The following is a 13449-nucleotide window of genomic DNA, read 5'->3' as shown; positions in this document are numbered from 1 at the left end:
GGCCGTCCGGAGCGCCGCCGGCCGGGTGGCCGCGGCGACCGCGACACCGCTCCCGCGACCCAGGCCACCGAGGCTCCGGCGACCGCGCCCGAGGCGCCGGCCACCGACGCCGCGGCGACCACCGCGGGCCAGGAGGGTTGAGACCATGCTGATCCCCCGCAAGGTCAAGCACCGCAAGCAGCACCACCCCAAGCGCCGCGGCATGGCCAAGGGCGGCACGTCGCTGGCCTTCGGTGAGTACGGCATCCAGGCGGTCGAGGGCCACTACGTGACCAACCGCCAGATCGAGGCCGCTCGTATCGCCATCACCCGGCACATCCGTCGTGGCGGCAAGGTGTGGATCAACATCTACCCCGACCGTCCGCTGACGAAGAAGCCGGCCGAGACCCGCATGGGTTCCGGTAAGGGTTCGCCGGAGTGGTGGATCGCCAACGTCAAGCCGGGCCGGGTCATGTTCGAGCTGTCGTACCCGAACGAGACCGTGGCTCGCGAGGCGCTCACGCGCGCGATCCACAAGCTCCCGATGAAGGCGCGCATCGTCAAGCGCGAGGCAGGTGAGTTCTGATGGCGATCGGTTCGAAGAACCTCGACGCCGTGTCGCTGCGCGACCGCTCGGACGACGAGCTGGTCGAGGAGCTGAAGAAGGCCAAGGAGTCGCTGTTCAACCTGCGGTTCCAGGGTGCCACCGGTCAGCTCGAGAGCCACGGCCGGCTCAAGGCCGTCCGGCGCGACATCGCGCGCATCTACACGGTGATGCGCGAGCGCGAGCTGGGCATCGTCACGGTCGTGGCCGCGCCGGCCGAGCCGAAGAAGGCCGACAAGGCCGAGGCCAAGGCCGAGCCGAAGAAGACCGCGGCGAAGAAGGCCGCGGCCAAGGCCGACGACGTCCAGGCCGACGAGGCCGACGCGCCGAAGAAGGCCGCGCCGCGCAAGCGGACGGCCAAGAAGGCCGCTGCTGAGGACGGTGCCGAGTGAGCCCCGCGAACAAGGAAGAGAACGTGACCGAGAGCCCGAAGACCGCCGGGAACGCCCCGGGCGGCCGTGGCTACCGCAAGACCCGCCAGGGCGTGGTGGTCAGCGACAAGATGGACAAGACCGTCGTCGTCACCGTCGAGGACCGCTTCAAGCACCCGCTCTACGGCAAGGTCGTGCGTCGGTCCAGCAAGCTGAAGGCCCACGACGAGCAGAACACCGCCGGCATCGGCGACCGCGTCCTGCTCATGGAGACCCGTCCGCTGTCGGCCACGAAGCGCTGGCGCGTCGTGGAGATCCTCGAGAAGGCGAAGTAGGAGCGAGATGATTCAGCAGGAGTCGCGGCTGCGGGTCGCCGACAACACCGGTGCCAAGGAGCTCTTGTGCATCCGTGTGCTCGGTGGCTCCGGTCGGCGATACGCCGGCATCGGTGATGTCATCGTGGCCACCGTCAAGGACGCCATCCCCGGCGGCGCGGTCAAGAAGGGCGACGTCGTCAAGGCCGTGGTCGTGCGGACCGTGAAGGAGCGACGCCGTCCGGACGGCTCCTACATCCGCTTCGACGAGAACGCGGCGGTCATCATCAGGGACGGCGGGGACCCGCGCGGCACGCGCATCTTCGGCCCCGTCGGTCGCGAGCTGCGGGACAAGCGCTTCATGCGCATCATCTCGCTCGCTCCGGAGGTGTTGTGAGCATGAAGATCAAGAAGGGTGACAAGGTCATCGTCATCGCCGGCAAGGACAAGGGCCTGGTGGGCAAGGTCATCGCGGCCTACCCGCGCCAGGAGCGTGTCCTCGTCGAGGGCGTCAACCGCATCACCAAGCACCAGAAGCCGACCCAGACCGCCCGCGGCACGCAGCAGTCCGGCGGGATCATCCACCAGGAGGCGCCGATCCACGTCTCGAACGTGATGATCGCCGTCGAGGCCGACGTGGACGGCAAGAAGAAGACGGTGGGCACCCGGGTCGGGTACCGCATCGACGACAACGGCAACAAGGTCCGGTACGCCAAGCGCACCGGTGAGGACATCTGATGACCATCACTGACGCGCCCTCCAGGGCCATTCCAAGGCTCAAGCAGCGCTACCGCGACGAGATCATCGCGGCGCTGCGCGAGCAGTTCCAGATCGCGAACGTCATGCAGGTGCCGACGGTGACCAAGGTCGTCGTCAACATGGGTGTCGGCGAGGCCGCCCGCGACGCGAAGCTCATCGAGGGCGCCGTCGCCGACCTCGCGGCCATCACCGGCCAGCGGCCGGCGATCACCAAGGCGCGCAAGTCGATCGCGCAGTTCAAGCTGCGCGAGGGCATGCCCATCGGTGCGCACGCCACGCTGCGCGGCGACCGCATGTGGGAGTTCCTGGACCGCCTGGTGACCATCGCGCTGCCGCGCATCCGGGACTTCCGCGGCCTGTCGGGCAAGCAGTTCGACGGCAACGGGAACTACACCTTCGGCCTCAACGAGCAGTCGATGTTCCACGAGATCGACCAGGACAAGATCGACCGGGTCCGCGGCATGGACATCACGGTCGTCACGACCGCCACCAACGACGACCAGGGTCGGGCGCTGCTCAAGCTGCTCGGTTTCCCGTTCAAGGAGAACTGACGTGGCCAAGAAGGCTCTTGTCATCAAGGCTTCGCGCAAGCCGAAGTTCGCGGTGCGTGCGTACACCCGGTGCCAGAAGTGCGGCCGTCCGCACTCGGTGTACCGCAAGTTCGGGCTGTGCCGGGTGTGCCTGCGCGAGATGGCGCACCGCGGCGAGCTGCCGGGCATCACCAAGTCCAGCTGGTAAGACCCAGCAGCCAGACCCATCGGATCGTCGCAGGTCCGCCATGCGGAAACCACGACGGGAAAGCGGCAACCACACATGACCATGACCGACCCGATCGCAGACATGCTCACCCGTCTGCGCAACGCCAACACGGCGCACCACGACACCGTGGCGATGCCGCACAGCAAGATCAAGGTCCACATCGCCGAGATCCTCAAGCAGCAGGGCTACATCGCCGAGTTCTCCGTGCGTGAGCCGGCCGAGGGTCAGGTGGGCAAGACCCTCGAGCTGACCCTGAAGTACGGCCCGTCCCGCGAGCGCTCGATCGCCGGCATCCGCCGCGTCAGCAAGCCGGGTCTGCGGGTCTACGCGAAGGCCACGAACATGCCGCGCGTGCTCGGCGGGCTGGGCATCGCCATCATCTCCACGTCGCAGGGCCTGCTCACGGGCCAGGCGGCAGCCAAGCAGGGTGTGGGCGGGGAAGTCCTCGCCTACGTCTGGTAACGGGAAGGAGCGCACCACTCATGTCGCGCATCGGCAAGCTCCCGATCCCGGTTCCCTCCGGCGTCCAGGTCGACATCGACGGCCGCGCGCTCACGGTGAAGGGTCCCAAGGGGACGCTGAACCACACGCTGCCCGAGGTCATCGGCGTCGAGAAGGGCGAGGACGGCACTCTGCAGGTCGTCCGTCCCGACGACGAGCGTGAGAGCAAGGCGCTGCACGGGCTCACCCGCACGCTGGTCGCCAACATGGTCACCGGCGTCACCGAGGGCTACGTGAAGAAGCTCGAGATCGTCGGCGTCGGCTACCGCGTCACGGCCAAGGGCCAGAACCTCGAGTTCGCCCTCGGCTTCAGCCACCCGGTCGTCGTCGAGCCGCCCGAGGGCATCACGTTCGCCGTCGAGTCGCCCACCCGCTTCTCGGTGCAGGGCATCGACAAGCAGAAGGTCGGCGAGACCGCGGCGAACATCCGCAAGATCCGCAAGCCCGAGCCGTACAAGGGCAAGGGCGTGCGCTACGAGGGCGAGCACGTCCGGCGCAAGGTCGGAAAGGCTGGGAAGTAACACATGGGCATCGCGATCAATCGCCACATCAAGAAGGGCGACAAGCGAGTTGCCCGCGACCGCCGGCACCTGCGGGTCCGGAAGAAGGTCACGGGCACGGCCGAGCGGCCGCGCCTGGTCGTCACCCGGTCGCTGCGGCACATGGTCGTCCAGGTCGTCGACGACGCCACCGGCCGCACCCTGGCCTCGGCCACCAGCATGGAGGCCGACCTGCGCTCGTTCGACGGCGACAAGACCGCCAAGGCGCGCCGGGTCGGCGAGCTCGTCGCCGACCGCGCCAAGGCGGCCGGTGTCGAGGCCGTGGTCTTCGACCGCGGCGGCAACCAGTACCACGGCCGCGTGGCCGCGGTGGCGGAGGGCGCCCGCGAGGGCGGCCTGAAGCTCTGACAGCGATCAGAATCTCGAGAGGATAGAGGGACATCATGGCTGAACCCCAGCGCCGCGGTGGCGGTGCCGGTGGCGAGCGCCGCGATCGTCGTGACCGTCGCGATCGCGACAACCGTCGCGGCGACGGCGGTGCGGACAAGACCAACTACATCGAGACCGTGGTCGCCATCAACCGCGTCGCCAAGGTCGTGCAGGGTGGCCGGCGCTTCAGCTTCACCGCTCTGGTCGTCGTCGGCGACGGCGAGGGCACCGTGGGCGTCGGCTACGGCAAGGCCAAGGAGGTGCCCTCGGCCATCGCCAAGGGCGTCGAGGAGGCCAAGAAGGCGTTCTTCAAGGTGCCGCGGATCCAGGGCACCATCCCGCACCCCGTGCAGGGTGAGAAGGCCGCCGGCGTCGTGCTCCTCCGTCCGGCCTCGCCCGGTACCGGCGTCATCGCCGGTGGCCCGGTGCGCGCCGTCCTGGAGGCCGCCGGCGTCCACGACGTCCTGAGCAAGTCGCTCGGTTCGTCCAACGCGATCAACATCGTGCACGCCACGGTGGAGGCGCTGAAGTCGCTGGAGCGTCCGGAGCAGGTGGCGGCCCGCCGTGGCCTGCCGCTCGAGGACGTCGCACCGGCCGCGCTGCTGCGCGCCCAGGCCGCGGGAGCGTCGGCATGAGCGGGCAGCTGAAGGTCCGTCAGGTCAAGAGCCCGATCGGCGGGACGTCGTCCCAGCGCAACACCCTGCGCTCGCTCGGCCTGAAGCGGATCGGACACGAGGTCGTCAAGGAGGACCGCCCTGAGATCCGGGGCATGGTCAAGACGGTGGCGCACCTGGTCACCGTCGAGGAGGTCTGAGAGGCATGAGCAACTCGCCGCTGAAGCCGCACCACCTGCGGCCGGCCCCCGGCGCCAAGACCCCGAAGACCCGTGTGGGTCGCGGTGAGGCGTCGAAGGGCAAGACCGCGGGTCGCGGCACCAAGGGCACCAAGGCCCGCTACCAGGTGCCCGCCCGCTTCGAGGGCGGTCAGATGCCGCTGCACATGCGCCTGCCGAAGCTGAAGGGGTTCAAGAACCCGTTCCGCGTCGAGTTCCAGGTCGTGAACCTGGACAAGCTGGCGTCGCTCTTCCCGGAGGGCGGGGACGTCACCGTCGACGACCTCGTGGCCAAGGGCGCTGTGCGGGCCGGCAAGCCGGTCAAGGTTCTGGGCACCGGTGAGATCTCCGTTGCGCTGCGAGTGAACGCCAACGCGTTCTCCTCCAGCGCCAAGGAGAAGATCACCGCTGCTGGGGGCACCGTCACCGAGGTGTAGGCGCCCCGCACCGTGTGGCCGAACGGTTCCGAGAGCGTCCTGCCGTCTTACCAGGCGACAGGCGCTTTCGGTCGTTCGGACCCGGCGGTGTTACCGTCTGTTCCGTCCGTACCACCGCGCCGGCTTCGACTCCGCAGTCGTCTCCGCCGTCGGCCATGCAGGAGGCCCTGAAGTGCTCAGAGTGTTCGCGCAGGCGTTCCGTACACCTGACCTGCGCCAGAAATTGCTGTTCACGCTGGGCATCATCGCGATCTTCCGGGTCGGTTCGGTCCTGCCCACGCCCGGCGTCGACGTCCCCGCGGTGCGTACCTGTGTGGACCTCGCCGGCAACGAGGGCATCTACGGGATGCTCAACCTGTTCTCGGGCGGCGCGATGCTGCAGCTCGCGGTGTTCGCGCTGGGCATCATCCCGTACATCACCGCCAGCATCATCCTGCAGCTGCTGACGGTCGTCATCCCGCGCATCGAGGCGCTGCGCAAGGAAGGCGCGTCGGGTCAGGCGCAGATCACGCAGTACACCCGCTACCTCACCATCGGCCTGGCGCTGCTGCAGGCGACCACCATCGTCACGCTGGCCCGCCGCGGGCAGTTCTTCCCGAACTGCCCCGAAGAGGTGCTGCAGGACGACTCGCTGACCACCGCCGCCATCATGATCATCGTGATGACCGCCGGCACCGGCCTGGTGATGTGGCTGGGCGAGCTGATCACCGACCGCGGTGTCGGCAACGGCATGTCGCTGCTGATCTTCACCCAGATCGTCGCCAGCGTGCCGGGCCTGTTCTGGGGCATCCAGACCAGCCGCGGCTGGGGCATCTTCGGCCTCGTCATCGCGGTCGCCCTCATCGTCGTCGCGCTCATCGTCTTCGTCGAGCAGGCGCAGCGCCGCATCCCCGTCCAGTACGCCAAGCGCATGGTCGGCCGGCGCATGTACGGCGGCTCGGCCACCTACATCCCGCTGAAGATCAACCAGGCGGGCGTCATCCCGGTCATCTTCGCCTCGTCGCTGCTGTACATCCCGCTGCTCGCGGCGCAGTTCAACCAGACGTCGGGCTGGGCGCTGTGGATCCAGGACAACTTCACCCGCGGCGACCACCCCGCCTACATCGCGGCGTACTTCCTGCTGATCGTCGGGTTCGCGTTCTTCTACGTGTCCATCACGTTCAACCCGAAGGACATCTCCGACAACATGAAGCGCTACGGCGGCTTCGTGCCGGGCATCCGCGCCGGCCGGGCCACCGAGGAATACCTGGCCTACGTGCTCAACCGCATCACGTCGGCCGGCGCCATCTACCTGGCGCTCGTGGCGCTCCTGCCACTGCTGGCCTTCAACGTGCTGAACCCTGCCGACGGCGGCCAGTCGTTCAACAACATGTTCGGTGGCACCTCCATCCTGATCATGGTCGGTGTCGGCCTGCAGACCGTGCAGCAGATCGAGAGCCAGCTGCAGCAGCGCAACTACGAGGGGTTCTTGCGGTGACGCGACTGTTGATCATGGGCCCGCCGGGCGCGGGCAAGGGCACCCAGGCCGAGCTGGTGGCCAAGCGCTTCGCGGTGCCGGCCATCTCCACCGGCGACATCTTCCGGTCCAACATCGCCGACCAGACCGAGCTCGGCCGCGAGGTGAAGAGCTACCTCGACTCCGGCCGGTACGTGCCGGACGAGCTGACCAACGAGGTGGTCCGCGACCGCCTCTCGCAGGCCGACGTCGCCGACGGCTTCCTGCTCGACGGCTACCCGCGCACGCTCTCGCAGGTCGACTTCCTCGACAAGGTGCTGGCCGAGCAGGGCCACGAGCTCGACCACGTCATCGTCCTCGACGTCGACGTCGACGAGGTCGTCAAGCGGCTGCACCAGCGGGCCATCCAGGAGGGCCGCTCCGACGACAGCCCCGAGGTCATCCGCGAGCGCCAGGAGGTCTACCTCCAGCAGACCGCGCCGCTGATCGCCGTCTACCGCGACCGCGGCCTGGTCTTCGAGGTCGACGGCCTGGGCAGCGTCGAGGAGGTCCAGCAGCGGGTGGCCGACGCGATCGCGCAGCCGCCGCAGCCGCACTGAGCCGGTCCTCCGTCCACGAGGAGCGATCATCGAGATCAAGTCGCCGGAACAGCTGGCCGGCATGCGCGCGGCCGGGCTGGTCGTGGCCGAGATCCACGAGGTGATGCGCGAGGCCATCGTGCCCGGCGCCACCCCGCTCGACCTCGATGCGATCGCCCGGCGCGAGCTGAAGGCCCGCGGCGCCACGTCGAACTTCCTCGGCTACGGCGGCTTCCCGGCGACGGTCTGTGTCTCCGTCAACGACGTCGTGGTCCACGGCATCCCCGACGACACCCCGTTCCGCGACGGCGACATCGTCTCGCTCGACTTCGGCGCAGTCCTGAACGGCTGGCACGGCGACGCCGCGGTCACGGTGCCGGTGGGCTCCGGTGACCTGCCGGACGACGTGGCGCGGCTGCTCGTCGACTGCGAGGACGCGCTGTGGGCCGGCATCGCCGCGATGAAGGCCGGCCGCCGGGTGCGCGACATCGGCACCGCCATCGAGAAGGCCATCGAGTCGCGCGGCGACTACGGCATCGTCGAGGAGTACGGCGGCCACGGCATCGGCACCGCCATGCACATGGACCCGCACGTCATGAACTACCGCACCCGCCAGCGCGGCCCCAAGCTGGTGCCCGGCCTGTGCCTCGCGGTCGAGCCGATGATCACCCTCGGCGGCCCCGAGACCCACGTTCTCGACGACGACTGGACCGTCAAGACCGACGACGGCTCCTGGGCGGCCCACTTCGAGCACAGCATCGCCGTCACGCCCGACGGTCCCTGGGTCCTCACGGCCCTGGACGGCGGCGCGGCCCGGCTGGAGGCCCTCGGCGTCCCCGCAGCGGCGGCCACGCGCGGCTGACGGTCCGCCGCCCCGCCGCCGGTCGCCCGTCCCCTAGCCTCGGCCGAAGTTGATCTTGGAGTTGTTCGGCCATCTATCGGGCAAATCGGGCCGTGATTGCCGAACAACTCCAAGATCAACGTGGGCGGGTGGGGGTGGTCCCGGGGGCGAACTGGGGGGTTACCCCGATAGGCGGACGCCGGTCGTCGGCGGATACTGGAACGCATGGGAGCCGAGCGGTTCGAGATGCGGGCCAGCGACGCCGATCGCGATCGCGTGGCCGAGATCCTGCGCGACGCGCACGGCGAGGGCCGCCTGAGCCAGGACGAGCTGCTCGCGCGGGTCGAGTCGACCTATGCCGCCAAGACGTACCAAGACCTCGACCGGCTCATCGCCGACCTGCCGGTGCGTCGTCAGCCGGCCGGCATCATGCCGCGGCCACTGTCGGCGCCGCGTCCGGTCCCGCGGCGGACCGGACGGCGCATCGCGCGCGGCCTGCTCACCGGCGCGTGGTGGTTCTACGGCATCTGCGTGGCCATCAACCTGATGGTGTGGCTGCTGGTCAGCATCGGTGGCGGCGGCCCCGAGTACTTCTGGCCGATCTGGGTGGCCGGGCCCTGGGGCGTGCTGCTCGGCGGCCTCGAGCTGGCGTACCGTGCGGGGGAGACGCCTGCCCAACGCTGACCGCGGGTCGGCTTGCTTCGCGCGATTCGCTTCTGGTAGGCCGGGTGCCGTACAATTCTTGGTCGGCCCACTGTGGTCTGTTTCGTTGCGCCCTGCGGCTGGTTCCGGTCGTTTCTCGACGGGGACGGGGTGCGCGTGACAGCTCGCCGCCCGTCCCGTTCAGGACTCCTGGTGGCGTGGTGTGCCGAGGCGAAGACGACCGACAGAAGAAGTGCGGAGGACATGCCGAAGAAGGACGGGGTCATCGAGATCGAGGGCACCGTGACCGAGGCTCTCCCGAACGCCATGTTCCGGGTGGAGCTCTCGAACGGTCACAAGGTGCTCGCCCACATTTCCGGCAAGATGCGCCAGCACTACATCCGGATCCTCCCCGAGGACCGCGTGGTGGTGGAGCTGAGCCCGTACGACTTGACCCGCGGTCGCATCGTCTACCGCTACAAGTAACGACCACCCACGACACTGCCGGCGGCTTCGGCCCACTCCGAACTCTCGGCACACGTCAACGAAAGAGTCCCCGATGAAGGTCAAGCCGAGCGTCAAGCCGATCTGCGACAAGTGCAAGGTGATCCGCCGTCACGGCCGGGTCATGGTGATCTGCGAGAACCTGCGCCACAAGCAGCGCCAGGGCTGATCACCGGCACCGCTCGCCCGGACACAACTGAATACCCAGGACAACGCACCTGCACCCCTGCCGTGACGGCAGGGACCACCCCCGGGCGGAGGCCGGGGCTCGGCGGCACAGGATCGCCGGGACGCGGTGCGCCAGACACCTCCGCGAACGAATCAGTGAGGAACACCGCATGGCACGCCTCGTCGGCGTCGACCTCCCGCGCGACAAGCGCCTGGAGGTAGCACTCACCTACATCTTCGGCATCGGGCGCACCCGAGCGCTGGAGACTCTCAAGAACACGGGCGTCAGCCCGGACATCCGTGTCAAGGACCTCGGTGACGAGGAGCTGGTCAAGCTCCGCGACTGGATCGAGGCGAACTACCAGATCGAGGGTGACCTCCGCCGCGAGGTGCAGAGCGACATCCGCCGCAAGATCGAGATCGGTAGCTACCAGGGCATCCGGCACCGCCGCGGGCTTCCCGTCCGTGGTCAGCGCACTCACACGAATGCCCGTACCCGCAAGGGTCGGAAGAAGACCGTCGCCGGCAAGAAGAAGGCCGGCAAGTGAGTGCCGCGACGGCGCCATCGTCGCCGTCGCGAGCAGCGAACCGCTGACCTCAGAAGCTTTCGGACAGGAGTACCGCACACATGCCACCCGCCAAGGGCCGCCAGACCAAGGTGCGCCGCAAGGAGAAGAAGAACGTCGCTCACGGTGTCGCGCACATCAAGAGCACGTTCAACAACACGATCGTCTCGATCACCGACCCTCAGGGCAACGTGATCGCGTGGGCCAGCGCCGGCCAGGTCGGCTTCAAGGGCTCGCGTAAGTCGACGCCGTTCGCCGCGCAGATGGCCGCCGAGGCCGCCGCCCGCCGTGCCCAGGAGCACGGCATGCGCAAGGTCGACGTGTTCGTCAAGGGCCCGGGCTCGGGCCGGGAGACCGCGATCCGCTCGCTGCAGGCCGTCGGCCTCGAGGTCGGGTCCATCTCGGACGTGACCCCGCAGGCGCACAACGGCTGCCGGCCGCCGAAGCGCCGCCGCGTCTGACGCCCCCCGAGACGAACGAGGAGATCTGAACCACCATGGCCCGTTACACCGGTCCACTCACGAAGAAGTCGCGCCGGCTCGGCGTCGACCTGATCGGCGAGGACAAGGCGTACGAACGCCGTCCGTACCCGCCCGGCCAGCACGGCCGCGGCCGGCAGAAGGAGAGCGAGTACCGCCTCCAGCTGCACGAGAAGCAGAAGGCGCGCTACACCTACGGCGTCCTCGAGAAGCAGTTCCGCCGCTACTACGAGGAGGCCAACCGTCGCCAGGGTCGCACCGGTGACGTCCTCCTCCAGCTGCTGGAGTCGCGCCTCGACAACGTCGTCTACCGCGCCGGCCTCGCGCGCACCCGCCGGCACGCCCGCCAGCTGGTCGTCCACGGCCACTTCCTGGTCAACGGCCGCAAGGTGAACGTGCCGTCGTACCAGGTGGCGCTGCACGACGTCATCGACGTGCGGGACAAGTCCAAGGAGACGACCCCGTTCATCATCGCCCGCGAGACCCACGGCGACCGCCCGGTCCCCGCGTGGCTCGAGGTCATCCCGAACCAGCTGCGCGTGCTGGTCCACCAGCTCCCGACCCGGCAGCAGATCGACACGCCGGTGCAGGAGCAGCTCATCGTCGAGTTCTACTCGAAGTAGTCCGCACCACCGCCGTGGCCGGCAACCCGGCCGGCCACGGCAGCCTGATCGCGACAGTCATATAGCGGGCGTCGCGGAGAGGAAGTCAGAAGTGCTCATCACCCAGCGTCCCAGTCTCAGCGAAGAGTCGCTGAACGACTACCGCGCCCGGTTCACCATCGAGCCGCTCGAGCCGGGCTTCGGCTACACGCTCGGCAACTCGCTGCGCCGGACCCTGCTCTCGTCCATCCCCGGCGCGGCCATCACGTCGATCCGCATCGACGGTGTGCTGCACGAGTTCACCACCATCCCGGGGGTGAAGGAGGACGTCACCGACGTCATCCTGAACCTCAAGGGCCTCGTCGTCTCCTCCGAGCACGACGAGCCGGTCGTGATGTACCTGCGCAAGCAGGGCCCCGGCGCCGTCACCGCCGCCGACATCGCGCCGCCCGCCGGGGTCGAGGTGCACAACCCGGACCTGCACATCGCCACGCTGAACGGCAAGGGCAAGCTGGAGATGGAGCTGACGGTCGAGCGCGGCCGCGGCTACGTGTCGGCCGTGCAGAACAAGCGCGCCGACGCCGAGATCGGCCGCATCCCGGTCGACTCCATCTACTCGCCGGTGCTGAAGGTCACCTACAAGGTCGAGGCGACCCGCGTCGAGGGCCGCACCGACTTCGACCGCCTCATCGTCGACGTCGAGACCAAGCCCTCGATCCGGCCCCGCGACGCGCTCGCGTCGGCCGGCAGCACGCTGGTCGAGCTGTTCGGTCTCGCTCGCGAGCTGAACATCGAGGCCGAGGGCATCGAGATCGGCCCGTCGCCGGTCGACGCCCAGCTGGCCGCGGACCTCGCGCTGCCGATCGAGGACCTGCAGCTCACCGTCCGTTCGTACAACTGCCTCAAGCGTGAGGGCATCCACTCCGTGGGTGAGCTCGTCTCCCGCAGCGAGGCCGACCTGCTCGACATCCGCAACTTCGGCCAGAAGTCGATCGACGAGGTCAAGGCGAAGCTGGCCACCATGGGCCTCGGCCTGAAGGACAGCGCGCCCGGCTTCGACCCGGCCGCGGCCGTCGACAGCTACGGCGACGACGACCAGTCCTACGCCGAAGACGAGCAGTACTGACCGAGCGCGGCCGGTAGCGGTCGCCACCACACAGGAGAACGATCACCATGCCCACCCCAACCAAGGGTGCTCGCCTGGGAGGCTCGCCGGCTCACCAGCGCGCGATCCTCGCCAACCTGGCGACCGCGCTGTTCGAGCACGGCCGCATCACCACCACCGAGGCCAAGGCCCGCCGGCTGCGTCCGGTCGCCGAGCGGCTGATCTCCAAGGCCAAGCGCGGTGACCTCCACGCGCGGCGCCAGGTGCTCAGCACGATCCGCGACAAGGACGTCGTGCACGCGCTGTTCGCCGAGATCGGCCCGCGCTACGAGAACCGCAACGGCGGCTACACCCGGATCGTGAAGATCGGTCCGCGGAAGGGTGACAACGCTCCGATGGCGGTCATCGAGCTGGTCGAGCCGCTGGCCGAGCAGGTCGTGACCGAGGCGACGAACGCCACCCGGCGTGCGGCGGCGACGGCGGCTCCGGCTGCCGCTGCCGCGTCGGCGGCCGAGGTCACCGACACCCCGGCCGAGGAGACCAAGGCCGAGACGACCGAGGCCGAGGCCGCCGTCGACGAGGCCGCGGGTGCGGAGGAGTCCGCGTCCGACGCCGGCGACTCGGCTCAGGAGGCCGCGTCCGACGACGCCGCCGAGGGTTCGGCCGAGAAGGCCTGACCTCACTCAGCACGTCAGCACCATGCAGCCCGCCGATCCCGCGTCCGGGGCCGGCGGGCTGCTGCGTGTCCGGCTCGACCTCGCCTACGACGGGTCGGGCTTCTCCGGCTGGGCCGCGCAGCCGGGCCGGCGCACCGTCCAGGGGGTCCTCGAGGAGGCGCTCGGCCGGGTGCTGCGCATCGACCCGCCGCGGCTCACCGTCGCCGGGCGCACCGACGCCGGGGTGCACGCCCGCGGCCAGGTCTGCCACGTCGACGTCCCGGCGACGGCGTGGGCGGCGACGCCCGGCCGGTCGGACCGGCCGCCGGCGGTCGCGCTGCTGCGGCGGCTGGCCGGGGTGCTGCCG

At 69.3% G+C, this 13449-nt stretch carries 24 protein-coding genes and 1 pseudogene; all 25 read left to right on the top strand.

Translation table 11 applies throughout. The features are described from left to right. Window positions 1-145: 145 nt before the first annotated feature. Window positions 146-565 (top strand): 50S ribosomal protein L16, encoded by a 420-nt coding sequence (gene rplP, locus DY240_RS27650; protein ID WP_092614288.1) that lies wholly within the window; start codon window positions 146-148, stop codon window positions 563-565. Next, complete coding sequence (gene rpmC / locus DY240_RS34240) at window positions 565-975, top strand: 50S ribosomal protein L29 (RefSeq protein WP_119662878.1); 411 nt, start codon at window positions 565-567, stop codon at window positions 973-975. The genes rplP and rpmC overlap by 1 nt, the downstream gene beginning before the upstream one ends. Then, on the top strand, window positions 972-1289 hold the full coding sequence (gene rpsQ / locus DY240_RS33540; protein WP_074946514.1) for a 30S ribosomal protein S17: 318 nt from the start codon (window positions 972-974) through the stop codon (window positions 1287-1289). The genes rpmC and rpsQ overlap by 4 nt, the downstream gene beginning before the upstream one ends. A 7-nt stretch (window positions 1290-1296) precedes the next feature. Continuing rightward, window positions 1297-1665: a 50S ribosomal protein L14 gene (rplN, locus tag DY240_RS27635; protein ID WP_046772624.1), complete on the top strand. Its 369-nt coding sequence runs from the start codon at window positions 1297-1299 to the stop codon at window positions 1663-1665. Then, window positions 1662-2006, top strand: a complete 345-nt coding sequence (rplX, locus tag DY240_RS27630; protein ID WP_119662877.1) for a 50S ribosomal protein L24 — start codon at window positions 1662-1664, stop codon at window positions 2004-2006. The genes rplN and rplX overlap by 4 nt, the downstream gene beginning before the upstream one ends. Further along, window positions 2006-2578, top strand: a complete 573-nt coding sequence (rplE, locus tag DY240_RS27625) for a 50S ribosomal protein L5 (RefSeq protein WP_119662876.1) — start codon at window positions 2006-2008, stop codon at window positions 2576-2578. The genes rplX and rplE overlap by 1 nt, the downstream gene beginning before the upstream one ends. 1 nt (window position 2579) lies before the next feature. Continuing rightward, the gene (locus tag DY240_RS27620; RefSeq protein ID WP_119662875.1) at window positions 2580-2765 is read left to right on the top strand and encodes a type Z 30S ribosomal protein S14; all 186 of its coding nucleotides are present in this window, start codon (window positions 2580-2582) and stop codon (window positions 2763-2765) included. 75 nt (window positions 2766-2840) lie between these two features. After that, window positions 2841-3248, top strand: coding sequence for a 30S ribosomal protein S8 (gene rpsH / locus DY240_RS27615; RefSeq protein ID WP_119662874.1), 408 nt, complete (start codon window positions 2841-2843; stop codon window positions 3246-3248). A 20-nt stretch (window positions 3249-3268) separates the two neighbouring features. After that, window positions 3269-3808, top strand: coding sequence for a 50S ribosomal protein L6 (gene rplF, locus DY240_RS27610; RefSeq protein WP_119662873.1), 540 nt, complete (start codon window positions 3269-3271; stop codon window positions 3806-3808). Between the two features lie 3 nt (window positions 3809-3811). Beyond that, window positions 3812-4195, top strand: coding sequence for a 50S ribosomal protein L18 (rplR, locus tag DY240_RS27605; RefSeq protein WP_119662872.1), 384 nt, complete (start codon window positions 3812-3814; stop codon window positions 4193-4195). A gap of 35 nt (window positions 4196-4230) precedes the next feature. After that, a complete protein-coding gene (rpsE, locus tag DY240_RS27600) occupies window positions 4231-4851 on the top strand; it encodes a 30S ribosomal protein S5 (protein WP_119662871.1) in 621 nt (206 codons plus the stop codon). Further along, the gene (gene rpmD, locus DY240_RS27595) at window positions 4848-5030 is read left to right on the top strand and encodes a 50S ribosomal protein L30 (protein WP_119662870.1); all 183 of its coding nucleotides are present in this window, start codon (window positions 4848-4850) and stop codon (window positions 5028-5030) included. The genes rpsE and rpmD overlap by 4 nt, the downstream gene beginning before the upstream one ends. 5 nt (window positions 5031-5035) lie before the next feature. Further along, window positions 5036-5485, top strand: coding sequence for a 50S ribosomal protein L15 (rplO, locus tag DY240_RS27590; RefSeq protein WP_119662869.1), 450 nt, complete (start codon window positions 5036-5038; stop codon window positions 5483-5485). Window positions 5486-5657: 172 nt separating this feature from the next. Beyond that, the gene (gene secY / locus DY240_RS27585; protein ID WP_119662868.1) at window positions 5658-6962 is read left to right on the top strand and encodes a preprotein translocase subunit SecY; all 1305 of its coding nucleotides are present in this window, start codon (window positions 5658-5660) and stop codon (window positions 6960-6962) included. Continuing rightward, window positions 6959-7540: an adenylate kinase gene (locus tag DY240_RS27580; RefSeq protein ID WP_119662867.1), complete on the top strand. Its 582-nt coding sequence runs from the start codon at window positions 6959-6961 to the stop codon at window positions 7538-7540. Before secY ends, DY240_RS27580 begins: the two co-directional genes overlap by 4 nt. Before the next feature lie 25 nt (window positions 7541-7565). Continuing rightward, entirely contained in the window at window positions 7566-8381 is an 816-nt protein-coding gene (gene map / locus DY240_RS27575) for a type I methionyl aminopeptidase (protein WP_119662866.1), read from the top strand. A 204-nt stretch (window positions 8382-8585) separates the two neighbouring features. Next, entirely contained in the window at window positions 8586-9044 is a 459-nt protein-coding gene (locus DY240_RS27570; protein ID WP_119662865.1) for a DUF1707 SHOCT-like domain-containing protein, read from the top strand. Between the two features lie 222 nt (window positions 9045-9266). After that, complete coding sequence (gene infA / locus DY240_RS27565; RefSeq protein ID WP_026877474.1) at window positions 9267-9488, top strand: translation initiation factor IF-1; 222 nt, start codon at window positions 9267-9269, stop codon at window positions 9486-9488. A gap of 73 nt (window positions 9489-9561) precedes the next feature. Beyond that, complete coding sequence (gene rpmJ / locus DY240_RS27560; protein WP_015883600.1) at window positions 9562-9675, top strand: 50S ribosomal protein L36; 114 nt, start codon at window positions 9562-9564, stop codon at window positions 9673-9675. Between the two features lie 169 nt (window positions 9676-9844). After that, window positions 9845-10222, top strand: coding sequence for a 30S ribosomal protein S13 (rpsM, locus tag DY240_RS27555; RefSeq protein WP_116947034.1), 378 nt, complete (start codon window positions 9845-9847; stop codon window positions 10220-10222). Between the two features lie 80 nt (window positions 10223-10302). Then, complete coding sequence (rpsK, locus tag DY240_RS27550) at window positions 10303-10701, top strand: 30S ribosomal protein S11 (protein WP_026877472.1); 399 nt, start codon at window positions 10303-10305, stop codon at window positions 10699-10701. A 35-nt stretch (window positions 10702-10736) separates the two neighbouring features. Then, complete coding sequence (rpsD, locus tag DY240_RS27545; RefSeq protein WP_119662864.1) at window positions 10737-11342, top strand: 30S ribosomal protein S4; 606 nt, start codon at window positions 10737-10739, stop codon at window positions 11340-11342. A gap of 91 nt (window positions 11343-11433) precedes the next feature. Continuing rightward, a complete protein-coding gene (locus DY240_RS27540) occupies window positions 11434-12447 on the top strand; it encodes a DNA-directed RNA polymerase subunit alpha (RefSeq protein ID WP_069110661.1) in 1014 nt (337 codons plus the stop codon). Window positions 12448-12494: 47 nt separating this feature from the next. Then, complete coding sequence (rplQ, locus tag DY240_RS33930; protein WP_119662863.1) at window positions 12495-13103, top strand: 50S ribosomal protein L17; 609 nt, start codon at window positions 12495-12497, stop codon at window positions 13101-13103. Between the two features lie 22 nt (window positions 13104-13125). Beyond that, window positions 13126-13449 (top strand): annotated as a pseudogene (locus DY240_RS33530) (tRNA pseudouridine synthase A); the annotation flags it as partial.

The organism is Jiangella rhizosphaerae, from assembly GCF_003579925.1.
Taxonomy (GTDB): Bacteria; Actinomycetota; Actinomycetes; order Jiangellales; family Jiangellaceae; genus Jiangella; species Jiangella rhizosphaerae.
Note: the sequence above shows the minus strand (reverse complement) of the source record. Positions and strands in the feature narration are given on the sequence as shown.